The sequence below is a fragment of the Amycolatopsis acidiphila genome (assembly GCF_021391495.1).
Classification (GTDB): domain Bacteria; phylum Actinomycetota; class Actinomycetes; order Mycobacteriales; family Pseudonocardiaceae; genus Amycolatopsis_E; species Amycolatopsis_E acidiphila.
In genome coordinates this window covers 7,013,846-7,039,347 of the sequence record NZ_CP090063.1, presented here as the reverse complement: position 1 = coordinate 7,039,347, position 25,502 = coordinate 7,013,846, and the positions used below count along the sequence as shown (strand labels likewise).

The following is a 25,502-nucleotide window of genomic DNA, read 5'->3' as shown; positions in this document are numbered from 1 at the left end:
TTCTGGGTTGTCCCGTTCGGCTCGCATGAGGTGACCATGGCTCTTGAATCGACCAATCGCGCGTTGGTCGTGCTGGACATGTTGGCGACCAGCAACCCGGGGCCAAGCATTCGGCGAGTCTCCGAGCAGCTGGGCTTGAGCCGCAGCGCGACGCATCGCATCCTCCAGTCCCTCGCCGAAGAGGGGTATGCGACCCAGTCACCGCAGGCCAGTACTCGATCGGACCTCGTCTCGTCCAGCTGGCCGCACGCGTGATGTCCCTCTCGTCGACGGCGGTGTCGATCGAAGGGGTCATGCGCACCAGGTCGACCAGGTCGGCGAGTCGGCTTACCTGGCGAGGTTCGATCCGGACGACCTGGTCGCCATATACGTGCGTCGTGTCGAGTGCACCAAACCACTGCGGTATATCCATGAGCTGGGCACGCCGATTCCACTGCATGCCTGGGCGGCCGGTAAGGCGATCCTCGCCGAATGCGGCGAGGACGTAGGGACTGTTTCAAGATCGGCTCTGGCACGGATCCGGTGGTGACGATGCGTGTCCGATTCGGTGCTGTGCCAGGGTGAGCGCCGTGCGCTGGTGATCAACTTCTTGCGTTGGTGTTCTCGGGGCTGTCGTCCCTGGTCCTCGATGGCGTCGACGATGAGGCTGGGGTGCTCGTGGTGCGGGCATCGACGCGGCCCGGTCCTGTGGACTGCCCGGACTGCGGGGTGGCGACGGGGCGAGTGCACGGCTATGTCGTCCGGCAAGTGGTCGATGTGCCGGTTGACGGGCGGCGGGTGCTGATACGGCTGCGGATTCGACGGATGCGCTGCGGGCATCTCGGGTGCTTGCGGCAGACGTTCCGTGAGCAGCCCGTTGGCATCGTGCAGCGATATCAGCGTCGAACTGTTCGGCTGGCCGCGCACGTGGCGAGCGTTGCGCGGGAATTGGCCGGTCGTGCAAGCGCCCGGGTCCTGGCCGCCGTCGGTGTGGTGCTGTCGAGGCAGACCGCGCTGCGGGCGCTGCTGCAGTTGCCGTTGCCGACCAGGTCGGTGCCCCGGGTGATCGGGGTGGACGACTTTGCCCTGCGTAAGCGGCAACGCTACGCCACCGTGATCATCAACGCGGAAACCGGCGAGCGGGTTGAGGTGTTGCCAGGCCGCACAGCAGAGGTGCTGGAGGCCTGGCTGCGGGAGCATCCCGGTGTGGAGGTGGTGTGCCGGGATGGTTCGGCCACCTATGCCCAGGCGATCCGTCGAGCCCTGCCCGACGCGGTGCAGGTTGGCGACCGCTGGCATCTGTGGCACAACCTCGCCGAGGTCGTGTTGAAGGAGGTCGCCGCGCACAGCACCTGCTGGGGCAAGACCGGTCCGCCACTGCGCGAGGGCGCGCGAGCGGTGACCACCCGCCAACGCTGGCAACAGATCCACGACCTGCTCAAGCACGGCGTGGGGCTGCTCGAAATCGCACGCCGGCTGAACCTGGCAATGAACACAGTGAAGCGATACGCCCGCATCGATCAACCCGACCGGCTGGTTCGCGCACCGCAGTACCGGCCCACCCTCGTCGACCCATTCCGTGACTACCTGCGTGGCCGCCGCCGCGAGGACCCGGCCGTGCCCGTGCATCAGCTGATGGCAGAGATCAAACAGCGCGGCTACACCGGAAGCCACAATCTGCTGTATCGCTACATCACCCAAGGACGAGTCGAATCCGACCGGCCAGCGATCTCTCCGAAGCGACTCACGCGCTACCTGCTCACACGCCCGGACAAGCTCCAAGATCGCCAGCGGGAACGACTCGAAGCCGCCGTGAGCGCCTGCCGCGAGATGACGGCGCTGGCCACCCTCGTCGGTGACTTCGCGGCTCTGCTCACCCCGACCACCGGCAACGATGACCGTCTTAGTGACTGGATCGACCGGGCCCGAGCCGAGGATCTACCTCACCTGCACGCTTACACCCGCGGACTCGAATTCGACCGCGAGGCCGTCAACGCCGCCCTCACCCAACCATTCCACAACGGACGAACGGAAGGAGTGAACACCAAAACCAAGATGATCAAACGGCAGATGTACGGTCGCGCGGGCTTCCCTCTCCTGCGTCACCGCATCTTGCTCGGCTAACGCCACCCAGCGCTACCACCGCATTCGGGCCAGAGCCGATCACGGGATAGACCCAACGAGACTCCGGTCGGCGGGGAAGCAGCAGACAGGGCGTGCAGAAGATCTGCGCCAGATGCCGACAGCCCAGAAGAAGCCCGAAAATTGAGAGGTCAACGGCAGGTGCGACGAGTGGCGCGACCCAGATGGGCACGCCGAGCCGGAGCGCGAGGTCGAGGACGTTGCCGAAGCCGAAGAGAAACGTGAGGCCGACGACCACACCCGTGGTCACGGTGACCGCTCGAACCACGGTAGAGCTTGTCATCGAGCACCACCTGCTTCGACGCGTGGACGGCCGTGGGTGTCGCGGGTGGGGATGCCCGCGTTCACGCAGCTTGTTCAGCACGGTGGTGTGGTTGACGTCCAGGTGATCGCCGACTCGGGCGAGTGACCAGCCGAGGTTATAGAGGTGGATGGCGTGGTCGATCTGGTCGGGCGAGAGGCCGCGGTGGCGCATCGGCACGCGTGCCGGTGGAGGAGGTTGCTGACGATTCGCCGTTCGATCCAGAACTGGGCACCCAGCTCGTAGACCGTCGAGCCGGACCGGTAGCCGGCGATCAGCTCCTGGATCTGCTCGGTGCTGAGTTGCCGGGCACGCCGGGGACGGTCGTGCGGCGTTAGTGCCGGCAGGAGCGTGTCGAGGCTGGTTTCACAACCCGAATGGCCGCCCGCGTCTCAGGTCGGCGGTGAAGGTGCGGTTTGTGACCGCCCCGGCGGGTTACCGTTCCGAGTGGTTGTTCTTCGCGGCTGGGAGCGGGTAGGGCTTCAGCGTTATGTCCGTGGCGAATTTGTCTGTCAGCTTCAGCATCTGACGCAGCAGGAAGCGCGACTTGAAGGTCCAGTTGCGCAGGCGCATCCGCAACCGGGAACCGGGGGCCAGGAACGGGCCCGCGCTGCCCTGCTTCGCGATCTTCGCGTAGTCGCGGAACGACTCCTCATAGCCGGCGAACGCGGCACGGTGATCACCGTGTGTCAGGGCCAGTTCACCCGCCAGGACGTACGCCGCGACGATCGCGAGGCCGGTGCCGAAGCCGCCGAGAGTGTTGCCGTACGCCGCATCGCCGAGGAGGACCACGCGGCCTTGGGCGTAGCGGTCGACCTCGACGCGGCTGATCGAGTCCAGGTAGATGTCGCGCGCTGACGGGATCGCGGCCACCATTTCCGGGATCCGCCACCCGCCGCCGTCGTAAGCGGCCATCAACAGGCGCTTCTGCTGCTCGGCGTCGTAGCGGTCGTACTCCAGTTCCGGCGACGCGAACACGAAGAACGCCGGCGCCTTCGGGCCGCCGAGCGCGGCCATGCGCCCCGGCTCGTTGTACATCAACCCACTGCCGGGCACGTCCAGGTCCGCCAGGGCGTAGTAGTGACCGAGGAAGCGCACGTAGTCCTTCTCGGGCCCGAAGGCGAGCCGCCGGACGTTGGAGTGGATTCCGTCCGCGCCGACGACCAGGTCGAACGTGCGGGCCGGGCCGTGCTCGAACGTCACGTGGACGCCGGTACCCGTCTCGGTCAGGGACGTGATCGACTCGCCGAAGACGTACTCGCAGCTCTCGACGGTGCGCTTGTACAGCAGCTGGGTCAGGTCGCCGCGGCGGATCTCGATGTCGCCGCCGGTGAACTCGCCGGGGATGACCGTGAGGGTCTTGCCGTTGGCGTCGACGACGGTCTGGTCGTGGCCGCCGGTCTGCCGCCGCCGCACCTCGTCGAGGACGCCCATCTTCGTCAGCACCTCGAGGTGGGTGGCGCCCTTGAAGTCGACCGCCTGGCCACCGGTGCGCAGCTCGGACGACTTCTCGACGACGGTGACGCGGTGACCGGAGCGGTCGAGCCAGTAGGCCAATGCGGGGCCGGCGATACTCGCGCCGGAGATCAGAATGTTCATGTCCCGGAGCGTGCCGGGGTCCGCTGACCGTCCGCTGACCGCCGGCTGACCGGGCGGCGGCCCAGGTCGAGGCCCGGATACGGCGCGTGGCCCGAGGAACAGCACGACCACCACCAGCGGGAGCCGGGGGAGTTCGAGCGTCGGCGAAGCCATACCGTTGAGCTTCCCGGAACGGACTTCCCGGACACCGGTGTTTGCCCTGATCATCGGGTGGGGTAAACCCGGTTGATGGCCAGTGATGTCGTCGTGGTCGGATCCGGGCCCAACGGGCTGGCCGCCGCCGTGATGCTCGCCCGCGCCGGGCTCCGGGTCGAGATCTGCGAGGGTGCGGAGCAGCTGGGCGGCGGGCTGCGGTCGAAGGCCTTGTTCGACTCCGAGGTCGGCCACGACATCTGTTCGGCCGTGCACCCGATGGCGGCCGCGAGCCGCTTCTTCCGCGAGTTCGACCTGCCTGCTCGCGGCGTCGAGATGTGCCAGCCGGAGATCGCCTACGGGCATCCGCTCGACGGCGGCCGCGCGGGCCTGGCATACCGCAGCCTCGACCGCACATGCGAGGCGCTCGGGGCGGACGGGCCGCGGTACCGGAAGCTGATGCGGCCACTCGTCATGCACTCCCAGGGCCTGGTGGACGCGCTGTTCTCCGACCAGCGGTCCGTGCCGGCCGATCCGTGGGCGCTGCTGTCGTTGCCCGCCCGGATCCTCACGCAGGGCACTCCGATCGCGCGGCACTTGTTCCACACCGAAGAGGCGGCGGCGATGCTCGCCGGTGTCGCCGGGCACGCCGTCGGCAGGTTGCCGAGCCTGCCCGCGGCCGGGATCATCCTGCTGCTCGGGCACCTCGCGCATTCGACCGGCTGGCCCCTCCCACGTGGCGGCAGCCAGCGGATCGCGAACGCGCTCGCCGACGATTTCCTCGCGCACCACGGAATTCTGCACACCGGGCGGCCGGTGACCGACCTGCGTGAGCTCGCGGCCTTCCGCGCCGTCGTGCTCGACATCGGGCCGCGCAACCTGCTCGACATCGCGGGTCCCCTGTTGCCCGATCGCTACCGGCGCGGTCTCGAGAAGTACCGCTACGGACCCGCCGCCGCGAAGGTCGACTTCCTCGTGTCCGAGCCGATCCCCTGGGCGAACCCCGAGCTGCGCAAGGCCGGCACGGTGCACGTGTGCGGGGACCAGGCGGCGGTGTACGCGAGCGAAAACGCCACCACGAAAGGGAAACGAGCCGAGGCGCCATACGTGTTGCTGTCCGAGCCCATGGTCGCGGACCCGACGCGTGGCCTACCGGGAAAGCGGCCGGTGTGGGCGTACTGCCATGTGCCCAACGGAGATCCCGTCGATCCCACCGAGCTGATCCGCCGTCAGATCGAACGGTTCGCGCCCGGCTTCACCGACACCGTGCTCGCCAGCCGGAGCACGAATGCCTTGCAACAGAACGAATACAACCCGAACTACGTCGGCGGGGACATCGCTGCCGGCGCGATCGACCTGCGGCAGCTCGCCGGGCGGCCGGTGCTGAAGTGGAACCCGTACCGCACGCCGCTCGGCGGTGTCTACCTGTGCTCCGCGGCCACGCCGCCCGGCCCGGGGGTACACGGCATGAGCGGCTACTTCGCGGCGAAATCCGTGCTGCGCAACGAGTTCGGCATCCGCGAGCTGCCGTCACTCGCGCCGGACGAGGAACGGGTCGAGTAACCCGGGCACGGCGTCGTGGGCCAGCGCGACCGCTTCGGCGGCCGGCATGTCTGTGCAGGTGTAGTGCTGCCGTCCGGCCGCGGTGGTGGCGGTGAGCGAGACCAGTCCCGCCCGGCGCTGGAAGAACGACCGGTGCACGACCCAGCCGATCACGCCCTCGGAGGACAGCATGTACCGGCGGCGTAGCAGGCTGCCGTGCCGGAACACCAGCCGCCGCCCCAGCAGGGCGTGACCGAGGTTGCGGTAGCGGTCCTCGGCCAGCAGGGCGCCGAGCGGGAACAGCGCGAGCGCGGCCTGCCACGGCCACGCCGGCCAGCGGGCGAGCCACCACAGCAGCAGGAGGACGCCGGTCACGATCGCCGCGAACAAGAACGCCCGTGTGTAGCGGCGCCGGTGCGCCCTCGGGCCGTGGCGGATGAGGTCGTGCACCGCCGGTTCGGCATCGCCGACGACCTCGCCCGCGACCCGCCGCGCTTCGGCGAGCGGCGCCGGGGGCAGCAGGACCGACCCGCCGTGCTCGGAGCCGCGGCCGACCCGCAGGCCGGTGGTGATCGCCATGCAGCGCGCGCCGCCGGCGGCCCGCAGCAGCAGCGGCTCGCTGATCTCGGCGCCGCGCAGCCGTCGCACCTCGATGGTCGTCGACCGGCTGGTGAGCAGGCCACGCGTGACGTGCAGCGTTCCTTCCGTGCGGGTCAGCCGGAAGTTCCAGAACGCCAGGACGTAGGCGAGCGCGGACAGCACGGCGACGAGCACCGCCGCGAAGACGGTGATCTCCACGACCGCGACGGCGACCGGTACCGACGTGAGCTGCCCGATGACCGAGCGCAGCAGGCCGAAGTTGTCCGGGTCGAGGCGCGTCTCGTTGAACAGGTTGGCCAGCGAGCCGACCACGACACCGATCGTCGCGATGCCGGACAACGTGAACGGCCCGTACCGGACCCACCGCGGCGACAGCTGCGCGACGACTCTTCCCTCGGGCTCCTTCTGCTCGACGGAAACGCTGCGGTGCAACAGTTCCTCGCGTAGCTGGGCCGCGGCCGGGGTCGCGAGCGCGTCGAGGGTGACGCCTTCGTCGTGGCGGTCCGACCGGCCCGTGCCGACGACTACGCGGCTGAGGCCGAGGATGCGTTGCAGGGGATGCGCGGTCAGGTCGACCGAGCGGACCCGGTCGCGCGGCACGGAAAGCTCGCGGCGGCGCAGGAGTCCGCGGCGGACCCGGATGTGCGACGGCGTGATCTGGTAGGTCGTGGTGAACCAGCGCAGCAACCCGCCCGCCACCGCGATGCCGAGGCCGACGAGGCTCCAGATGTGGCCCTGGCCGTTGCTGCCGATGAACAGCACGCCGATGAGCACGGGCAGGAACCGGATGGTCTCCTGCACCGGGTGGACCGCGAGCATCTTCGCGCTCAGCCGGTGCCAGGGCAGTGGAGGCTCGGTCACGTCGCGTCCCCGACGGTGGCCTGGGTGCGGGTGGCGAGGTCGGCCGCGAGCCGTTGCGCGGTGTCCAGTTCCAGGCCGTGGATGTGCACCGGGCCGCGCGCGGAGGCGGTGGTGACGGTGAGGTTGGCGAGGCCGAACATGCGCTCCAGCGGGCCGCGCTCGGTGTCGACGGTCTGGATCCGCGAGACCGGCGCGATGCGGCGTTCCTGGTTGAACCAGCCGGACTGGGTGTAGACGACCTGCTCGCTCGTCTCCCAGCGGTGCACGCGGTAACGCCACTGGGGCATCACGATCAGGTGCGCGACGGCGAGTACGGCGGTGACGACGAGGACGATGGCCAACGGGGTGCCGCCATCGCCGAGGACGAGCCACAGCAGCTCGCCGATCAGCGGGACGAGCCAGCCGAGGGCCGCCCTGGTCGTCCAGAACAGCACCGCGCGGCGGCTCACCAGGTTCGCCGGGGGCCGAAGATCCAGCACTGGTTCGGTCACGTCGACCACTCTGCCAGTCAAGCCGTGTCGGAGCGGTCTGTTACGCCGAGTCGGAGGTGCTCGACGTGGTAGACGGCCTCGTCGAGCAGCTGGGCCACGTGGTTGTCGTACAGGCTGTAGACGATGCTGCGGCCCGTGCGGCGTCCGGCGACGAGGCCGAGGTTGCGCAGCAGGCGCAGCTGGTGTGACACCGCGGACTGCTCCATCTCCACCGCTTCGGCGAGCTCGCCGACCGAGCAGGGCCCCTGCCGCAGACGGGTCAGCATGAGCAGGCGACTCGGCGTGGCCAACGCCTGCAGGGTGGCGGCGACCGTGGCGGCACTCGCCGCGTCCAGCGACGCGGCAGGCGTGTCCCTGCCTTCGACTCCGTGCCCCACGGTGTAATCCTAGCAATAGAACACATGTAGACGTCTTCATGTGTTCCTGTAGGCTCGGCGGCATGCTTCCGGAAGTGCGATGGGCCGTGGTGTCGACGGTGTTCTTCCTGGCCGCGCTCGGCGTGCAGCTCGCGGGCGGGCCCGCCGAATGGCTGTACGCGGGCTGTTATCTGGCTGGCGGCTGGGCGCCCTTGCGTGACGGACTCCTTGCCCTGCGGGACAAAACGCTCGACGTGGACCTGCTGATGGTCGTCGCGGCGGTGGGCGCGGCCGCGATCGGGCAGGTGCTCGACGGCGGGTTGCTGATCATCATCTTCGCGACTTCGGGCGCGCTGGAGGCGGTCGCGACCCGGCGGACGGCGGACTCCGTGCGTGGCCTGCTGGACCTCGCGGGCGATCACGTCACGCGGTTGACGGCGGAGGGCGCGGAGGTCGTGGACACGGCGTCGCTGGCGGTAAAGGACGTCGTGCTGGTGCGGCCCGGCGAGCGCATCGGTGCCGACGGCGAGGTGGTCGAGGGGGCGAGCGAGGTCGACCAGGCGTCGATCACCGGCGAGCCGCTGCCGGTGCCCAAGAGTGCCGGGGACGAGGTCTTCGCGGGCACGCTCAACGGCACCGGTGCGCTGCACGTGCGCGTCACGAGGGCCGCGTCGGACACCGTCATCGCGCGGATCGTCGCGATGGTCGAGGAGGCGTCGGCCACCAAGGCGAAGACCCAGCTGTTCGTCGAGAAGATCGAGCAGCGGTACTCGGTGGGCGTCGTGCTCGCCACGCTCGCGTTGTTCTTCGGGCCGCTGGCGTTCGGCGCGGACCTGCGGCCGACCCTGTTGCGCGCGATGACCTTCATGATCGTCGCCTCCCCGTGCGCGGTCGTGCTCGCGACCATGCCGCCGCTGCTGTCCGCGATCGCCAACGCGGGCCGGCACGGGGTGCTGGTGAAGTCCGCCGTGGTGATGGAGCAGCTCGGCACGACCACCCGGGTCGCGTTCGACAAGACCGGCACGCTCACGGAAGGCGCGCCACAGGTCGTCGAAGCGGACGACGAGGTCCTCCGGCTCGCGGCGGCTGCGGAGTACGCGAGCGAGCACCCGTTGGGCCGCGCGATAGTTTCTGCCGCGCAAGAACGTCGCCTGGAAGTATCTTCCGCGCAAGAGTTTTCCGCGGTTCCGGGTGTCGGGGTTCGGGCGATCGTCGAGGGCAGGCAGGTGTTCGTGGGCCGCGGGCCGACGGTGTACGTCGACGACGTCGAGGTCGGCACGATCACCCTCACCGACCGGCTGCGGGACGACGCGCACGCGGCCGTCGCCGCGCTCGCGGAGTTCGAGCCGGTGCTGCTGACGGGGGACGGCGAGGACGCCGCCCGGAAGATCGCCGCCGAGGTCGGCATCACCGACGTGCGAGCGGGATTGTTCCCGCAGGACAAGGTTTCCGCGGTGCGCGAGCTGGGTGAGCGGGTAATGCTGGTCGGCGACGGCATCAACGATGCGCCCGCGCTCGCGGCGGCCCACGTCGGGGTCGCCGTCGGGCGCGTCGATCTCGCGCTGGAGACCGCGGACGCCGTCGTGGTGCGGAACGAGCTGAGCACGATCCCCGCGGTCATCGCGTTGTCCCGGCGGGCCCGGCGGCTCGTGCTGGCCAACCTCGCGCTCGCGGGCACGTTCATCGTCGGCCTCGTGCTGTGGGACCTGCTCGGCACGCTTCCGTTGCCGCTGGGCGTGATCGGGCACGAAGGATCGACCGCGCTGGTGGCCCTCAACGGGCTGCGGCTGTTGCGGAAGTCCGCCTGGACCTGATCAGCTGGGCGGATGGCAGGGCACATGTCGCCGGAGGAGTTCCGGCAGTACGGCAAGCAGGTCGTCGACTGGATCGCCGACTACCTGGGCAGCGTCGAGAAGCACCCGGTGCGCGCACAGGTCCGGCCGGGCGACGTGCGCGCGATGCTGCCGGCCCATCCGCCCGAGCAGGGCGAACCGTACGAACAGGTGCTCGCCGACATGGACCGGGTGATCCTGCCCGGCGTCACGCACTGGCAGCACCCGAGCTTCTTCGCGTACTTCCCGGCGAACGCCAGCGGGCCGGGCATCCTCGGCGATCTGCTGTCGTCCGGGCTCGGCGTGCAGGGCATGGTGTGGGCGACGAGCCCGGCGTGCACCGAACTGGAAACGGTCGTGGTCGACTGGCTCGCGGAACTGCTCGGCCTGCCCGCGCACTTCCGCACGGATTCCGCCGGCGGCGGGGTGATCCAGGACTCGGCGTCGAGTGCCGCGCTCGTGGCCGTGCTCGCGGCGCTGCACCGGACGGGCACCGACGGGCGGCGCACGATCTACGTGTCCTCGCAAACGCATTCGGCGCTGGAGAAGGCGGGCCGGATCACCGGCCTCGTGGCGGGCGACGTGCGAACCGTGGACGTGCACCCGGAGACGCTCGAGATGGACCCGGCGCGGCTGCGTGCGCTGATCGAGGAGGACGTCGCCGCGGGTGTGACTCCGGCGCTGGTGTGCGCGACGATCGGCACGACGTCCACCACGGCGATCGACCCGGTGCGCGCCATCGGCGAGATCTGCCGCGAGCACGGGATCTGGTTGCACATCGACGCGGCGTACGCGGGTGTCGCGGCCGTGTGCCCGGACCTGCGGTGGATCAACGACGGGGTGGCGGAGTACGCGGACTCCTACGCGACGAACCCGCACAAGTGGTTGCTGACGAACTTCGACTGCGGCGTGCTGTGGGTCGCCGACCGCAAGCCGATGATCGACGCGCTGTCGATCCTGCCGGAGTTCCTGCGCAACGCGGCGAGCGAGTCCGGCGAGGTGATCGACTACCGGGACTGGCAGGTGCCGCTCGGGCGGCGGTTCCGCGCGCTGAAGCTGTGGTCGGTGATCCGGTGGTACGGCGCGGAAGGGCTGCGCGAGCACGTGCGGACGGGGATCGCGCTGGCGGACCGGTTCGCGGAGCTGGTGGCGGCGGACCCGGACTTCGAGCTGCGGGCACACCATCCGTTCGGGCTGGTGTGCTTCCGTCCACTTCGGACGGACGCGCTGGAGCTGATGGAACGGGTCAACGCGTCGGGCAAGCTGTACCTGAGCCACACCAAAGTGGGCGACGAGGTCTGGCTCCGCCTGGCGATCGGCGCCCCGGCGACGACGGCGGCCCATGTGGACGCGGCGTGGGCGGCGCTGCAGGCGGCCGGGAGGCGGATCAGCCCGGGGCGGCGGTGAGTTGGGGGGCTCGCGCTGTGCGCGAGGTGGCCCACCCCCGCCCCGGCGCTGGAGTGAGGAGGCTTCGGGTCGGTCCGGGGTGTGGGCGGTGGGCCACCCGGCTGCCGTTGCCGGGGCCGCCGTTCCCGGGGGTGGGCAGTGGAGGGTGGCGCCGGGGCGCGGGTGGTGGCGAGCCGGAGCCGGCTGCCCACCGACGCGCACCTCTCAGCCCAGGTAGGCGGTGAGGGTCACCTCGAGGGTCGTGGGTAGGTCGCGGTCCGCGAGGCCGCCCCAGAGCCAGAGTTCGGCGAGGCCATGCAGGGCCGCCCACAGGGACGCCGCCAGGGTGCGTGAGTCCACGCCTTCGCGCCAGCCCGCCGCCTGTGCGTCCGCCACCAGCGTCGTGAACCGGGTGAACAACGCCCGGTCCAGCTCCGCCGTGTCGATCAGGTCGTGCCGGAACATCAGCTCGAACATCGCCGGGTTCCGCTGGGCGAACTCGAGGTACGCCCGGCACGCCGCGAGCAACCGTGCCTGCGCACCGGCCTTCGGCAGGTCCGCCTCGCCGAGCTCGGCGAACCCCTCGCTCGCCACCGCCGACAGCAGCTCCGCCCGTCCTGTGAAGTGCCGCAACGGCGCCCCGTGCGACACGCCGGCCTCCCTGGCGATGCGCCGCAGCGTCACCGCCTCCACGCCTTCGTCGGTCAGCAGCGCCACCGCGCTCGAGATCAGGCGCCGCCGGGGATCGCTGTCCACGGGTTCAGTTCGTCGAGGACAGGCAGCAGTTCCGGACGTTTGGGCGCGAAGCCGTCGCCGGGCGAGCGGCCCACGAACCAGTTGCGAGTACGGGTCAGCGCCACCGGCAGCACCTCCTGCCACATCCACTGCGCGTGCGCCCGCAGGCCCGGCTGCAGCGGTTCGCCGGGCAGCGGCGCCAGCCACGCCGGATCACTGGAAACACCCAGCCGGGTGAGCAGGTGCGCGGCAAGTCTGCGATGCCCCGGCTCGGACAGGTGCAGCCGGTCGGGGCCGAAGTACCGCAGGTCGTGCACGTCCTCGTCGGCCAGGTCGACCAGCATCGCGCCGTACTGCCCGGCCGCCGCGCGGATCGACTCGTTCAGCGCGTCGATCCGGTGCCGGACACGCAGCACGCCGGGAATCCGGCTGGACACGTCGCTCAGGGTGAACACCACGACCGATGGCGCCGACCTGGTGAGGATGCGAACCGCCGCGTCGACCCGCTTCGCGACGACCTCGGGGCGGAAATGCCTGGTCATGACGTCGTTGGCGCCGCCGAACAGTGCCACGAGATCGGGCTGGAGATCGAGCGCCGTGGGGATCTGCTCGACGATGATCTGGTCGAGCCGCCGGCCCCGGACGCCGAGATTGGCGTACCGGAGCTGGGGGTTGAGCGCGGCGAGGGTCGCCGCGGCCAGGTCCGCCCAGCCCCGGTACTGCGTGCTGCCCGGGTACGGGTCGTGCAGCCCCTCGGTGCAACTGTCGCCGAGGGCGATGAACCGTTCGTACTGCATTCAGGTCTCCGTCATGAGTTGTTCACCCAAGAAGACCTTGGTACCAAACGAAGTAGACAGTGTCTACCGGGGCTTACTTCCAGTCGACCTGTGGTGACCGGTAGAAGTCGATTCCCTCGGCGGTCCACCGCGGGCCCTGGTCGGCCAATCGCTCGCGGTAGGAGTTCCAGTCGTGCGTCGACTCCGGCGACCACCCGATCTCGGCGATCCCCGCCAGCCGCGGGAAGGCCATGTACTCGATGGCGTCGCTGTTGGTCAGTGTCTCCGACCACAACGGCGCCTCGACACCGGCCACCTGCTGCTCGCCCACGCCCTGTACCGCCGTCGCCGGATCCCAGTCGTAGGAGTCCTTGACCTCGACGTACCCGGCCCAGTGCAGGCCCAGCGGGCTGTCGGGGGTGTACATCTGGTCCAGGTACGCCTTGTTCGCCGGCGACATCAGGATCTTGTTGCCGGCCGCGGCCGCGGCGGCCGTCGCGGCGTCCTGGCCGTCGGTGTCCCAGAACTGCGGAATCGCGCTGACCGGCGGGTTGACGCTCGCGATCTCGTGCCAGCCCTCGGCGAGCTTGCCGTGCTTGGCCACGATCGGCAGCACCTGGCTCTCGAACTTCTGGTAGTCGGCCTCGGTCGTCGCCTGTGCCTCGTCGCCGCCGATGTGCAGGTACTTGCCGGGAGTCATCGCCGCGAGCTCGCCGATCACGTCGTCGAGGAACTTGTAGGTGATGTCCTTGTCGACGCAGTACGAGCTGAAGCCGACGTCGATCCCGGTGTAGAGCGGCGGGGCCACGCCGTCGCAGTTGAGCTCGGGGTAGGAGGCCAGCGCGGCGTTGGTGTGCCCGGGCATGTCGATCTCCGGGACGACCGTGATGTGCCGGGACGCGGCGTAGGCGACCAGGTCCTTGTACTGGGCCTGGGTGTAGTAGCCGCCAGGACCGCCGCCGACCTCGGTGCTGCCGCCGTACTTCGCCAGGTTCGGCCAGCTCTTGATCTCGATGCGCCAGCCCTGGTCGTCGGCCAGGTGCAGGTGCAACGTGTTGATCTTGTACTGGGCGATCTGGTCGATGTACAGCTTGACCTGGTCCGGGGTGAAGAAGTGCCGCGCCACGTCGAGCATCGCGCCGCGCTCGCCGAACCGCGGGTAGTCGGTGATGCTGCCGCCGGGCACGACCCACTTCGCGTGCTGGACGGTCTTCGACTCGACCGACGGGGGCAGCAGCTGGCGCAGGGTCTGCACGCCGGCGAACAGCCCGTCGGTGGTGTTCGCGCGGATGGTCACGCCGCGCTTGGTGACGTCGAGCTGGTAGCCCTGGTCACCGACCTTCGCCGTCCTGGCCAGATCCAGTTCGATCTTCGAGGTGACCGCGAACGGCACCACGGGCAACCGGTATCCGGTGGACGGCCGCAGCAGGCCGCCGAGGTAGCCGGCGACCTGCCGGGCGTCCCGGCCGGCGACGATGGCCGTCGCCGGGTCGAGCCGGAAATCGGCTCGGGGGTCGGGTTTGGCGTCAACGGGAACAGGGATCACATCGGTGAGCTGCCGTGTGGTCTGCTCCGCGCTCGCCGGCTGGGCGAACACGGTGAGAGCCAGCAGGGCCGCGCCGAACAAACTTGCCAGGGACACGCGTCTACGCATCGGGCACTCCGGCTGTCGGGGGGAGCGGATCTCAAAGGTATAGACCACTTCATCCGGACATGCAATGCCTCACAGCCCGCCGCGCACCGCCGTCGCACGCTCGGTGACCCGCTCCAGCACCCGCTCCGCGGCAGCCAGGTCCCGCGGGTCGATCCCGTCGAACAGCTGGTCGCCGATCTGGGCCGTGACCGCGGTGATTCGCCCGAACAGCTCAGTTCCTTCGGCGGTGCGCTCGACCTGTCCGCCACTTTCCCGAAGCAGTCCCGCGGCGGCGAGGCGGTCGAGCGCGGCCTCGATCGCGGGGCCGCCCGGCGCGCCGGGCACCGTGATCGAGCCCCGGACGGCCTCACGCGTCGTGGGCTCCGTGACGTACTGCAGCGCGATCCACGCGTCGAAGTCCAGGCCTTCCTTGTCGAGCAAGGTTTCCAGGACCGAGCGGGTCGCGGCGGCGGCGACGTTGATGGTGCGGCCGTTGATCGTGCGTGGGGTGGTCATGGTGCGCTCGCTTTCGTCGATGGTGAGCGGGGTTTCGCCGAGCAGGGCGACCAGGCTCTGGCGCAGCTCCCGGGCACGCGGCGCGTCCGGCCCCCCGATGGGTGCCATGTGCTCTGCGAACAGGGCGTGCACGCGGCCGATCGCCTCGGCGACGACCTCCTGGCCGCGTTGGGTCAGCTTCAGCCGGACGGCCCGCGGGTCGTCCGGGTGGACGGGACGCTCGACCAGGCCCGCCTTTTCCAGCGTGCGGGCCAGTTTCGAGACGTAGATGGGCTCGAGCCCGGTGTAGTCGGCCAGCTCCCGCTGGCTCGGCTGCGTCCCGGTGCGGGAAAGGCCGCTCAGGGACGCCAGGAGTGAGTACTGCGCATGCGTCAGTCCGAGTGAAGCCAGCGTCCGGTCCACCGACGCCCGCCACTTCATCGACAACCGCCAGACCAGATACCCCGTCGTCGGCTCCACGAAATTTAGTGTACATGGCTATTATTGCCATGGCTACTATTCGCTGAAGCGGTGCCGCGAAGGGCACCTGAGCAGGGGTTATCGCAGGATGTCGCGCAGTGCGTCGAGGACCCCGGGGTCCTCGATCGTCGAGGGGACCGGTTCGTCGCGGCCTTCGGCGATGCCGCGCATCGTCTTGCGCAGGATCTTGCCGGACCGGGTCTTCGGCAGCGCGTCCACAATGGACACATGGCGGAAGGCCGCCACCGGGCCGATGTCCCGGCGCACCGTGGCGACCAGCTCCTCGCGCAGGATGTCCTCCTCGATCTCGACACCCGCCTTGAGCACGACGAACCCGCGCGGCAGCTGCCCCTTCAGCTCGTCGCGCACGCCGATCACCGCGCATTCCGCGACCGCCGGGTGCGAGGCGAGCGCCGCCTCCATCGAACCGGTGGACAACCGGTGCCCGGCCACGTTGATCACGTCGTCGGTACGACCCATCACGAACAGGTAGCCGTCCTCGTCGCGGTAGCCCGAGTCACCGGTGAGGTAGTAGCCCTCGTAGCGCGACAGGTACGCCTCGATGTAGCGGTCGTCGTCGCCCCACAGTGTCGGCAGCGTGCCCGGCGGCAGCGGCAGCTTGATCGCGATCGCGCCCTCGCGGCCGGCGGGCAGTTGTTCGCCCGACTGGTCGAGGATCCGCACGTCGTACCCGGGCAGCGGCACGGTCGCCGAACCGGGTTTGACCGGCATGGGCTCGAGGCCGCGCGGGTTCGCGGCGATCGGCCAGCCCGTCTCGGTCTGCCACCAGTGGTCGATGACCGGCGTGCCCAGCTTCTCGTGCGCCCAGTGGTAGGTCTCGGGGTCGAGCCGTTCGCCGGCGAGGAACAGGGTCTTGAAGTCCGCCATGTCGTACGCCTCGAGCTCGCGGGCGTCCGGGTCGATCCGCTTGATCGCCCGCAACGCCGTCGGCGCCGTGAACAGCGCCTTCACCCGGTGCTCGGAGATCACGCGCCAGAACGCGCCCGCGTCCGGCGTGCCCACGGGCTTCCCCTCGTACAGCAGCGTGGTCGCGCCGATCAACAGTGGCGCGTACACGATGTAGGAGTGCCCGACGACCCAGCCGACGTCGGAGGCGGTCCACCAGATGTCGCCGGGCTGGATGTCGTAGACCGCGCCCATCGTCCACGCGAGCGCGACCGCGTGACCGCCGGTGTCGCGCACCACGCCCTTCGGCTTCCCCGTCGTGCCGGAGGTGTAGAGGATGTACAGCGGGTCGGTCGCGGCGACCGGAACCGGCTCGGCGGGCTTGGCGGTTGCCATCAGCTCCTGCCAGTCGACGTCCCGGGCACCCAGCTCGGCCTGCGCCGCGTCCCGCTGCAGGACGACGACCTTGTCCGGCTGATGGGCCGTCGCGCCCAGCGCGGCGTTGATGATCGGCAGGTACTCGACCACTCGGGTCGGCTCGATGCCGCACGACGCGGCAACGATGACCTTCGGCTTGGCGTCCTCGACGCGTGCCGCCAACTCCTTGGGTGCGAAGCCGCCGAACACGACTGAATGCACCGCGCCGATGCGCGCGCACGCGAGCATCGCGACGACGGCTTCGGGCACCATCGGCATGTAGATGATCACCCGGTCGCCCTTGCCGACGCCCAGCGAACGCAGCGCGCCCGCGAAGCGCGCTACCTCGTCCCGCAGCTGCGCGTAGGTGTACGTCCGCTTCGCCGATGCCACCGGGGAGTCCCAGATGAGCGCCGCCTGCTCGCCGCGGCCGCGCTCGACATGCCGGTCCAGTGCGTTGTAGGAGGTGTTGAGCTCGCCGCCGGGGAACCACCGGAAGAGCGGGGCATTCGTCGTGTCGAGCGCCCGCTCGGGCTCCCGGACCCAGTCGATGGCCTTGGCGGCGCCCAGCCAGTACCCCTCCGGGTCGGTCAGGCTGCGCTGGTACTCCTCGGCGTAGGTGCCCATGGGGGAGAGACCTCCTCGTCGTCGAGCCGGTTTCCCCACATCATCTCCCGAAACGAGGACGCGGCAACCCGCCGGGCGGGCCGCGCGTCCAACCGACTAATAGGGTGGGGGTCGGCGAAACACCCGAGCAGGAGGGACCGGCGGTGAACGCATTCGCGAGCTGGTTGCTGTCCCTCGCGCACACCCTGTTCAACCCGGGGTTCTGTCCCGGTGACTGGGTGTTCGCGACCAGCGCCGCCGGTGCGCTCATCGCGTTGTTCCCGGTGCTGGGCGCCGTGATCGTCGCGCTGATGCGCAAGTTCACCGGCAACACCTACGACGCCGTGACGATCAGTGTCATAGCCGTGACAGGCCTGGTGACCGTGTTCCTGCTGCCGTGGCTGCTGGCCAACGGCGTCTCCGGCACCTTCCGCGCCGCGTACGCGGGGCAGCCGTCGGGCCTGTCCGGCGCCGAGCTGTCGACGATCGGCCGTGACTACTGCGGGTTCATCGGCAAGCAGAGCGAGTACCTGGGCGGCGGGCAGAACGTCTTCGAGACGCTGTTCTACCCGTCGGGCAGCAAGCTCGCCTACGGTTACTACCTCGGCGCGCTCATCGGGCTGCCGGTCGCGTCGCTGTTCTTCGTGATCCTGCAGGCCCGCACCGCGATGCGCCGGGGACAGAAGTGGCCGGGCCGGCTGCTCTGGGTGCCGTTCGTGCTGTTCGTGGTGTTCAGCTCGACGGTCGAGGCCAACACGGCGGTGCACCTGTGGCTGGGCTTCCTGCCGATCACCGTGCTCGGGCTGATCCCGGTCGCGCTCGTGGGGCCGCCGCCGTGGGCGGTGATCAACCGGCCACGGCAGGAGCGCAAGCCGGAGCCACCGCCGCGGCCGATGCCTCAGCAGCCCCCTCCCGCCGCGCCGCCGAACAAGCAGTACGCGCCGACGGCCGTCGCGCCCGCGCAGCAGCTCGCGTCCGCGCCGGGCCCGGTGCCCGTGCCGCCCGGCTCGACCGCCAACGGCAGTGGGCGGTACCGGCGGATCCGCAGGCTGGGCCACGGCGGGTTCGGCACGGTGTGGCAGGCGGTGGACAACCAGCTCGGCCGCACGGTGGCGCTGAAGATCGCGCACGCGCCGGACCGGGACACCGAGGAGCGCATGCGCCGCGAGGCCCGCGCGCTCGCCATGGTCAGCCACCCGAACTGCGTCAAGGTGTACGACCTGGTCGAGGAGCCGGACGGGCTCGCGCTGGTGATGGAGTACCTGGAGGGTCAGGCGCTGGGCACGGCGGTCGACGGTCAGGGCCCGTTGGAAGACATCGCCGCGGGCAGGCTGTGGGCGACGATGGCCGGTGCGCTGCAGGCCGCGCACGAGAAGGGTGTGCTGCACCGCGACATCAAGCCCTCGAACATCATCCTGGACCCGAGTGGGCTGCCGCACCTGATCGACTTCGGTATCGCCCGCAGCCGCGGCGACTCCACGATGACCGCGACGGGCATGATGATCGGCACGCCGGACTTCGTGGCGCCGGAACAGGCGGCCGGCGCGGCGGCCTCTCCGGCCTCCGACGCCTGGCAACTCGCGGCGACGGTCAGTTACGCGTTGTCGGGTTACCCCCCGCGGGGGACGCGCGAGAGCCCGATGGCGGCGCTCATGGCCGCGGCGCGCGCGGAACCGGCTTCGCGGCTGCCCCAGCGCTCGGCGCACGCGCGGTTGCTGATCGCGTCGCTGGACAACGAACCCCGCCGCCGCCCGACGCTGAACGCGGTCCGGCACGAGGTCGAAGGCTGGCTGGGCCGCGCGGGCAAGTCCCCGGACGGACCGGTGACGAGGATCGTGCCGAGGCAACAGTCCGCGACGCGGGCGTTGCCGCCTCGGGGGTAGGTGGGGTGGGATTGGTTCGAGTGGCTGGGGAACGCCCGTCCCAGCCCCAGAGTTGGGTGGTCATCCCGTCGCCTGAACTCGCGGCATCACTTTGGTCCAGGCCCGCAACATCTGCTGGGGCCGGCGGCTGGGAGCACCAAGCTTGCGGGGCTGGGGCAAAGTGATATGCGCATACCGCAGGCGACGGGATGGCCACCCAACTCGACCACCTCGAGAAGGTGACGTAGGGGCTTTTCCTGGCTCATCTTTGAGCCTGCCCGTCCGGCGAGGACTCTCTTGATCTTTTCCCCTGCACGAGCTGGGCTGGGGTTAGGCGGGGGCGGGGGTGGGGCGGCCCACCCCGCGCGGGGCGCGAGGTGGGCCGCCCCACCCCGATCGCGGAGTGTTAGGGACGCGGGGATCGCATTCTTGGCTGCCGTTGCCGGGTTCGCCTTCGCGGGGCGGTCGGGCGTTGCCGGGTCGCCGTGAGTGGGTGGCTGGGAGCACCGCCCACCGGCTACCGCCAGCTCGGTAGCCACAGCTCCGCCTGCCAGTGGGCACCCGAGATGGTATCCCCGTTCAGGATGGGCCACAGCCAGGCGAAGTTGGCCACCACCAGCCCCACATACAGTGCCACCACGAGCAGGCCCGTGCCCCGGCGCTCGAAACCGCGCCGGGCGCTGCCCAGGATCTGGCCCAGCGCGAGTGTCAGCCCGAGCGCGAGGAACGGGGCCATCGGCGTGGCGTAGAAGAAGTACATCTGCCGGTCGATGTTGGTGAACCACGGCAGGTACCCGGCGAAATACCCGACCAGCACGACGGCGTATCGCCAGTCGAAGCGGAACACCCAGCGCCACAGACCCCAGCCGATCATCGGGCCGGCCAGCCACCAGGTCGCGGGCGTCCCGATGAGCATCGTCGCCTGGACGCAGTCCGTGCTGCCGCACGTGCTGGTGCCCGACTCGTAGTAGTAGAGCATCGGCCGCAGGCCCATCGGCCAGGTCCACGGCTTCGACTCCCACGGGTGCGGGTCGTTCTTCGGCGTCAGCAGCGTCTCGTGGAAGTGCAGCACGTTCATCGAGTAGTCACCGAGCGACCGCAGCCCCGCCGGCACCCAGCCCCAGAATCCTGGCGCGATGTCCTTGATCTCGGTGTAGTGCCGGTCCGTCGCCGACTCGCTCGCGAACCAGGACCACCAGCTCGCCAGATAGATGATGATCGGCAGCGCGACCATCGCCCACAGCGCGGGCAGGACGTCACGCCGGAGCGTGCCCAGCCACGGGCGCGGCACCCCGGCCGCACGGCGGGCGGCGACGTCGAGCCCGACGACCAGCAGCCCGAAGAACGCCATGTAGTACAGCCCGGACCATTTGACAGCGAAGGTCAGCCCGACGCACACCCCGCTCGCGAACCGCCACCAGCGGAACCCCAGCCGCGGCCCCCACGGCGACTCGTCCGCCCAGCCCTCCCGCACCGCGACGGCGAGCCGCTGGCGCACCTGGTCACGGTCGACGAGCAGGCAGGCGAACGCGGCGAACGAGAACAGCGCGATGAAGATGTCGAGCATCCCCATCCGCGACTGCAGGAACAACACCCCGTCGCAGACGACCAGGATGCCCGCGATCCCGCCGAGCAGCGTGGACCGGGTGAGCCGCCGGGCGGCACGCACGGTCAGCACCACGATGATCGTGCCGGCCACCGCGGAGCTGAACCGCCAGCCCCAGCCGTCGTAGCCGAACATCCACTCGCCGAGCGAGATCAGCTGCTTCGCCAGCGGCGGGTGCACCACCAGCTCGTAGCCGGCGTTGTCCTCGAAGCCGCCGTTGCGCAGCATCTGCCACGCCTGCGGCACGTAGTGCTTCTCGTCGAAGATCGGGGTGCCCTTGTCGGTGGGGAACCCCAGGTTCTGGAACCGCGTGATCGCCGCGACCAGCCCCAGCACGATGGTGACCACCCAGCCGCGCAGCCGGTCCGACGGCATCGGGCGGCCGAGCAGGGTGGCCTCGCGGTCGGTCGGCGGGCGCAGTGACTCGACCGGGTCCGGCGACGGGCGGGTCAGCAGTGCGGTCACGGGGACTCATCGTAGGGGTGACCAGGTGAGTTCGTGGTGGCCCTAGGGTGTACGACATGCCGCTGGTCCTCGCCGCCACACCCTTGGGTGACTCGCGGGACGCGTCCCCGCGCCTGATCACCGCGCTGGCGGAGGCCGACGTCATCGCCGCCGAGGACACCCGGCGCCTGCGCGCGCTGGCCGCCGCACTGGACGTGACGCCGGGTGGCCGGGTCGTCAGCTTCTACGAAGACGTCGAGACGGCGCGGTTGCCGAAGCTGCTGGAAGCGCTGCACGCGGGCGAAACCGTGCTGCTGGTGACGGACGCGGGCATGCCCAGCGTGTCCGACCCCGGCTACCGGCTCGTCGCGGCCTGCGTGACCGAGGACCTGCCGGTCACCTGCCTGCCCGGGCCGTCCGCGGTGACCACGGCGCTCGCCCTGTCCGGGCTGCCCAGCGACCGGTTCTGCTTCGAGGGCTTCGCCCCGCGCAAGGCCGGTGAGAAGGCCAAGTGGTTCGCCGCGTTGTCCGGTGAGCAGCGCACCGTCGTCTTCTTCGAGTCACCGCACCGGCTGGCGGTGACGCTCGACGAGGCCGCGAAGGCGCTGGGCGAGCGCCGCGCCGCCGTGTGCCGCGAGCTGACCAAGACCTACGAAGAGGTGCGCCGGGGCACGCTCGCGGAGCTGGCCGAGTGGGCCGCCGACGGTGTGCGTGGCGAGATCACGGTGGTCCTCGAAGGCGCCCGGCCCGCCGCGGTCCAGGTCAGCGACCTGGTCGAGGAGGTCGTGTCACGGGTTGCCGCCGGCGAGCGGCTCAAGTTCGCCGCCGCCGAGGTCGCCGGTGTCGCCGGGGTCTCCAAGAAAGAGCTCTACGACGCCGTCCTCGCTGCCCGCCGAGGCTAACGCGCGCTTCGCCGCGATCAACACCCGGCGGCTGACGACGGCTGTCGGCAGCTTGCGCACGGCCTGGACGTTGAGCTCGACGGTGAGCCGCCGCCGGTACTCGCCGACGACCACGTACCCGATGTCCCCCGCTATCGGATAGCTCACGCTTTCGGCATTCATCGAACCCCCCGATGACAAAATCCCCCAGCGCGGCCAGGCTACCGCCGTTTATCCGATTACCGACCGGTAAGGTTCCGGCCATGCGCGCTGTTCAGGTGACGGAGTTCGGTGGTCCCGAGGTCCTGCGGAATGTCGAACTGCCCGATCCCGTGCCCGGCGAGGGCCAGGTGCTGGTCGAGGTGGACCACGCCGGGGTCAACTACGCGGACACCCACCAGGCCGAGAACACCTATCTGGCCCCGAGCCGGCTGCCGCTGGTGCCCGGCGGCGAGGTGATCGGGCGCACGTCCGAAGGTGCCCGCGTGGTGGCGCTGGTGAACAGCGGCGGATATGCCGAACGGGCAGTCGCCGATCGCCGCACGCTCATTCCGGTGCCCGACGGGGTCGACGACCTTTCCGCGCTTTCCTTCATCGTGCAGGGTTCGACCGCGTGGTTGTTGTTGCGCAAAAACGCGCATTTGGAATCAGGAGAAAGCGTTGTCGTGCACGCGGCCGCCGGCGGAGTCGGCAGCATCGCGGTGCAGCTGGCGAAGGCGTGGGGCGCCGGGAGCGTGATCGCGACCGCCAGCAGCGAGGAGAAGCGGGCGCTGGCGCTGGAGCTGGGCGCGGACGTCGCGGTGGACTCCCGCGCCGAGGACATGACCGCGACACTGCGCGAGGCCAACGGCGGCAAGCGGGTGGACATCGTGCTCGACATGACCGGCGGGCGGGTGACCGACCAGAGCATCGCCGCGCTGGCCCCCTTCGGGCGGCTCGCGTTCTACGGGATGGCGAGCCGGCAGCAGCCGAAGCCCGTGCAGCTCGGCGCCGTGCTCAGCCACTCGACGACGATCTCGGGCATGTGGCTGCCGCACGCGCTCACTCTGCCGGGCAACGTGTTCGGCAAGGCCATGGCGGAGCTGTTCGAGCTGTCGCTCGGGGGGAAGATCCGGGCGGTTCCCGGCGGCGAGTACGGGCTTTCGGAGGCGCGCAAGGCGCACGAGGCGCTGCGCTCGCGGGCCACGATGGGCAAGCTGATCCTGGACCCGCGCCGGTAGGGACGGGCGGGGTGGGGGCGGGGCCGTCCTTGACCCGATCGCCAAGTGTTCAACGGTCGCCACACCGCGTCAAGGCGGGAAAGATGCCTTGACCCGGCGCGGCGACCGCTGAGGAGGCTGCGTATCGGGATCAGGGAGCGGCCTGGCCAGGACGGCCTTCGTTTCGTTGCCGGGCGGCGGGTTTCGAGTACCCGCCACCTCGGGCACAGCGCGAGGTCAGCCCGCCGCCAGCAGGCGTTCCAGGGGCGCCGCCTTGTGGAGGCATTCCGCCCATTCCGCCTGCGGGTCCGAGTCCGCCGTGATGCCGCCGCCGACGCCCAGGGCGATCCGGCCCGCCGCGATCTCGAACGTGCGGATCGCGACGTTCAGCTCCAGCCCGGCGACCGGCGACACCAGGCCGACCGCGCCGGTGTACACCCCGCGAGGGCCGGGCTCCAGCTCCGCGATCAGGTCGAGCGCCCGGATCTTGGGCGCGCCCGTCACCGAGCCTGGCGGGAACGTCGCGCGCAGCAGGTCCTCGTCCGTCCCGCGCAGCTGACCCTCCACTGTGGACTCCAGATGCCACACGCCCGGCGCCGGGCGGACCGTGAGCAGGTCCGGCACCCGCACGCTGCCCACCTCGCACACGCGGCCGAGGTCGTTGCGCACCAGATCGGTGATCATGACGTTCTCCGCCACGTCCTTCACCGACTCCCGCAACCGCGCGCGCAGGTGGTCGTCCGCGGGGCCGCGGCGGGGAAGCGTGCCCTTTATGGGTGTCGAGCGGACCGAAAGACCCTGCCGGGCAAGGAAAAGCTCCGGCGACAGGGACACGATGGCGCCCCAGTCGCCCTCGAGGTAGGCGGCTCGCCGTGGGGCGAGCGTCCGGACGCCCTCGGCGAACAGACCCGCCGGGTCGCCCGCGAACCGCCCGGTGAACCGGGTGCAGATGTTGGCCTGGAACAGCTCACCGGCCTCGATCGCGTGCACGCACGCCTTGATCGCCTCGGTGTGCGGCAACGGCCGGTCGAGCCGCGCCGGTGCCCAGCGCAGGCGCGGCGATGGGGCGGCCAGCAAGGCTTCGAACTCGGCGGGGTCGGCGCCGGGGCCCAGGGCTTCGAACCACCACTGGCCCTCGGTGTCGAGGCGCAGCACGTGGTCGGCCCAGCTCCAGACCGCACGTGGGATGCCGGTGGCGCGGCCGGACGGGTCGGTGAGGTCGTAGGACAGGTAGCCGAACCAGCCGCCGCCCACCGCGCCGTCCCCGGGCGGCTCGGGCTGGCCTCGGAACGGGAAGAACGGGTCGGCGGCCGGCGCCGGCCGTACCTCGGGCGCCAGTACGGCCTGCGAGCCGAACCAGTCGCCACACAGCCCGGCCGCCGTGCCCACCCCTTGCGCCCGCGCGCGCACCGTCAGTGACGCCAGCACCTCGTCCGCGGTCCGCTTGCCCCGCAAGCGTTTCCTGACGAGCCGCACTGGGGCATTGTGCCCGAACCGCCGCCTCCGGGATGCGCCGGAGGCGGCGAAGCCGGCTAGTGGCGCGTCATCGTGAAGTCGGTGCCGTCGGACGCGATGGCACCCGGGATCCAGGTGTAGGAGCCCCGGTCGTCGGCGTCGAGCGCGGACGGCGAGGTCGACGCGAGGTTCGTCCCGTCGAACTTGACCCCGGTGAACTTCACCCCGCCGCTGATGCTCGGGTACGAGTCGGTCGGGGACTCGATGATCGCCTCGGCGGACGAGTGCTTCGACGACAGCGACTTCGTGGTGGTCTTCGACCAGCCCTTGGTGGTGTCGCTGATGACCAGGTTGTACGTGCTGGTGCCGGTCCGGGTCACCGTCGCGGAGATGTGGTCACCCGCGCTGACCGGGTTGCTGTAGTACACCGGCGCGGCCGGGTACATCTCGTACCACGCCTGGTACACGGCGGAACCGCTGGAGCAGTCGGTCGCGACCCCGGTCTGCTCGACCGTCGACGAGCCGTCGCCGTCGATGCCGACCCACGGGGCGAACAGGTCGTTGGTCGAGTTGCAGGTGACCGACGGTTCGACCCAGCTGGCCGTCGCGGTGGTGAAGCTGCCGAAACTCACGTAACCACCCCAGTTTCCACCGGAGAAGTTCTGCGCCCCGAAGACGGGCGCCGCCGTCGCCGTGCCCGCGAAGGCGGTGGTGGCGACAGCTGCGACGGCGAGCATGCCCGCGCAGCGGGAGAGGGTCGGTTTCATAGCGGGTTCCAATCCGTTC

At 70.3% G+C, this 25,502-nt stretch carries 21 protein-coding genes and 1 pseudogene; 9 read left to right on the top strand and 13 right to left on the bottom strand.

Translation table 11 applies throughout. The annotated features are described in order from the left end of the window. The first annotated feature begins 36 nt into the window (after positions 1 to 36). The 3 genes from LWP59_RS41270 (at position 37) to LWP59_RS34365 (ending at position 2,103) form a co-directional block, all read left to right on the top strand. On the top strand, positions 37 to 255 hold the full coding sequence (locus tag LWP59_RS41270; RefSeq protein ID WP_144646301.1) for a helix-turn-helix domain-containing protein: 219 nt from the start codon (positions 37 to 39) through the stop codon (positions 253 to 255). After that, positions 188 to 529 carry an IclR family transcriptional regulator domain-containing protein gene (locus LWP59_RS41395; RefSeq protein WP_444541916.1) on the top strand — a complete coding sequence of 114 codons (342 nt, stop codon included), beginning with the start codon at positions 188 to 190 and terminating at the stop codon, positions 527 to 529. Before LWP59_RS41270 ends, LWP59_RS41395 begins: the two co-directional genes overlap by 68 nt. A 65-nt stretch (positions 530 to 594) precedes the next feature. Further along, entirely contained in the window at positions 595 to 2,103 is a 1,509-nt protein-coding gene (locus tag LWP59_RS34365; protein ID WP_456151351.1) for an ISL3 family transposase, read from the top strand. 297 nt (positions 2,104 to 2,400) lie between these two features. On the opposite strand, the pseudogene LWP59_RS34355 reads toward LWP59_RS34365, so the two are convergent. Both LWP59_RS34355 and LWP59_RS34350 read right to left on the bottom strand, forming a co-directional pair. Then, positions 2,401 to 2,769: pseudogene (locus LWP59_RS34355) on the bottom strand (helix-turn-helix domain containing protein). A gap of 88 nt (positions 2,770 to 2,857) precedes the next feature. Beyond that, positions 2,858 to 4,021: an FAD-dependent monooxygenase gene (locus LWP59_RS34350; RefSeq protein ID WP_144646065.1), complete on the bottom strand. Its 1,164-nt coding sequence runs from the start codon at positions 4,019 to 4,021 to the stop codon at positions 2,858 to 2,860. A 228-nt stretch (positions 4,022 to 4,249) separates the two neighbouring features. Between LWP59_RS34350 and LWP59_RS34345 the strand changes: the two genes are divergently transcribed. Beyond that, a complete protein-coding gene (locus tag LWP59_RS34345; protein WP_144646063.1) occupies positions 4,250 to 5,716 on the top strand; it encodes a phytoene desaturase family protein in 1,467 nt (488 codons plus the stop codon). Here LWP59_RS34345 and LWP59_RS34340 read toward each other — a convergent pair. From LWP59_RS34340 to LWP59_RS34330, 3 genes are read right to left on the bottom strand one after another with little or no spacing between them, the layout of a single operon-like run. Beyond that, positions 5,684 to 7,156, bottom strand: a complete 1,473-nt coding sequence (locus LWP59_RS34340; protein WP_229858479.1) for a PH domain-containing protein — start codon at positions 7,154 to 7,156, stop codon at positions 5,684 to 5,686. The two genes, LWP59_RS34345 and LWP59_RS34340, sit on opposite strands and share 33 nt — an antisense overlap. Then, positions 7,153 to 7,647 (bottom strand): PH domain-containing protein, encoded by a 495-nt coding sequence (locus LWP59_RS34335; RefSeq protein WP_229858482.1) that lies wholly within the window; start codon positions 7,645 to 7,647, stop codon positions 7,153 to 7,155. The genes LWP59_RS34340 and LWP59_RS34335 overlap by 4 nt, the downstream gene beginning before the upstream one ends. A gap of 17 nt (positions 7,648 to 7,664) precedes the next feature. After that, positions 7,665 to 8,024: an ArsR/SmtB family transcription factor gene (locus LWP59_RS34330; RefSeq protein ID WP_144646061.1), complete on the bottom strand. Its 360-nt coding sequence runs from the start codon at positions 8,022 to 8,024 to the stop codon at positions 7,665 to 7,667. 62 nt (positions 8,025 to 8,086) lie between these two features. Between LWP59_RS34330 and cadA the strand changes: the two genes are divergently transcribed. Together cadA and LWP59_RS34320 are read left to right on the top strand one after the other, a co-directional pair. Further along, positions 8,087 to 9,817, top strand: coding sequence for a cadmium family heavy metal-translocating P-type ATPase (gene cadA / locus LWP59_RS34325; protein WP_308431792.1), 1,731 nt, complete (start codon positions 8,087 to 8,089; stop codon positions 9,815 to 9,817). 24 nt (positions 9,818 to 9,841) lie between these two features. Continuing rightward, positions 9,842 to 11,242: an aminotransferase class I/II-fold pyridoxal phosphate-dependent enzyme gene (locus LWP59_RS34320; protein WP_144646067.1), complete on the top strand. Its 1,401-nt coding sequence runs from the start codon at positions 9,842 to 9,844 to the stop codon at positions 11,240 to 11,242. Between the two features lie 204 nt (positions 11,243 to 11,446). Here the strand turns inward: LWP59_RS34320 and LWP59_RS34315 are convergent, their stop codons facing one another. The 5 genes from LWP59_RS34315 to LWP59_RS34295 form a co-directional block, all read right to left on the bottom strand. Then, positions 11,447 to 11,977, bottom strand: coding sequence for a TetR/AcrR family transcriptional regulator (locus tag LWP59_RS34315; RefSeq protein WP_144646109.1), 531 nt, complete (start codon positions 11,975 to 11,977; stop codon positions 11,447 to 11,449). Beyond that, positions 11,950 to 12,753 carry an SGNH/GDSL hydrolase family protein gene (locus tag LWP59_RS34310; RefSeq protein WP_144646111.1) on the bottom strand — a complete coding sequence of 268 codons (804 nt, stop codon included), beginning with the start codon at positions 12,751 to 12,753 and terminating at the stop codon, positions 11,950 to 11,952. The genes LWP59_RS34315 and LWP59_RS34310 overlap by 28 nt, the downstream gene beginning before the upstream one ends. Positions 12,754 to 12,826: 73 nt before the next feature. After that, positions 12,827 to 14,386 (bottom strand): beta-N-acetylhexosaminidase, encoded by a 1,560-nt coding sequence (locus tag LWP59_RS34305; RefSeq protein WP_144646113.1) that lies wholly within the window; start codon positions 14,384 to 14,386, stop codon positions 12,827 to 12,829. A gap of 69 nt (positions 14,387 to 14,455) precedes the next feature. Further along, positions 14,456 to 15,340, bottom strand: a complete 885-nt coding sequence (locus LWP59_RS34300; RefSeq protein WP_229858485.1) for a MarR family transcriptional regulator — start codon at positions 15,338 to 15,340, stop codon at positions 14,456 to 14,458. A gap of 78 nt (positions 15,341 to 15,418) precedes the next feature. After that, positions 15,419 to 17,290, bottom strand: coding sequence for a propionyl-CoA synthetase (locus LWP59_RS34295; RefSeq protein WP_144646115.1), 1,872 nt, complete (start codon positions 17,288 to 17,290; stop codon positions 15,419 to 15,421). Positions 17,291 to 17,433: 143 nt separating this feature from the next. On the opposite strand from LWP59_RS34295, the gene LWP59_RS34290 reads away from it, so the two are divergent. Continuing rightward, a complete protein-coding gene (locus LWP59_RS34290; RefSeq protein ID WP_144646117.1) occupies positions 17,434 to 19,152 on the top strand; it encodes a serine/threonine-protein kinase in 1,719 nt (572 codons plus the stop codon). Positions 19,153 to 19,648: 496 nt separating this feature from the next. Here the strand turns inward: LWP59_RS34290 and LWP59_RS34285 are convergent, their stop codons facing one another. Further along, positions 19,649 to 21,202 (bottom strand): dolichyl-phosphate-mannose--protein mannosyltransferase, encoded by a 1,554-nt coding sequence (locus LWP59_RS34285; protein WP_144646317.1) that lies wholly within the window; start codon positions 21,200 to 21,202, stop codon positions 19,649 to 19,651. 56 nt (positions 21,203 to 21,258) lie between these two features. On the opposite strand from LWP59_RS34285, the gene rsmI reads away from it, so the two are divergent. Together rsmI and LWP59_RS34275 are read left to right on the top strand one after the other, a co-directional pair. Then, the gene (gene rsmI / locus LWP59_RS34280; protein ID WP_144646319.1) at positions 21,259 to 22,083 is read left to right on the top strand and encodes a 16S rRNA (cytidine(1402)-2'-O)-methyltransferase; all 825 of its coding nucleotides are present in this window, start codon (positions 21,259 to 21,261) and stop codon (positions 22,081 to 22,083) included. Between the two features lie 242 nt (positions 22,084 to 22,325). After that, entirely contained in the window at positions 22,326 to 23,282 is a 957-nt protein-coding gene (locus tag LWP59_RS34275; RefSeq protein WP_144646321.1) for a quinone oxidoreductase family protein, read from the top strand. Positions 23,283 to 23,498: 216 nt separating this feature from the next. Here LWP59_RS34275 and LWP59_RS34270 read toward each other — a convergent pair whose 3' ends face one another. Both LWP59_RS34270 and LWP59_RS34265 read right to left on the bottom strand, forming a co-directional pair. Beyond that, positions 23,499 to 24,737 carry an aminodeoxychorismate synthase component I gene (locus LWP59_RS34270; protein ID WP_144643404.1) on the bottom strand — a complete coding sequence of 413 codons (1,239 nt, stop codon included), beginning with the start codon at positions 24,735 to 24,737 and terminating at the stop codon, positions 23,499 to 23,501. Between the two features lie 56 nt (positions 24,738 to 24,793). Further along, positions 24,794 to 25,483 carry a G1 family glutamic endopeptidase gene (locus LWP59_RS34265; protein WP_186383487.1) on the bottom strand — a complete coding sequence of 230 codons (690 nt, stop codon included), beginning with the start codon at positions 25,481 to 25,483 and terminating at the stop codon, positions 24,794 to 24,796. Positions 25,484 to 25,502 lie beyond the last annotated feature (19 nt).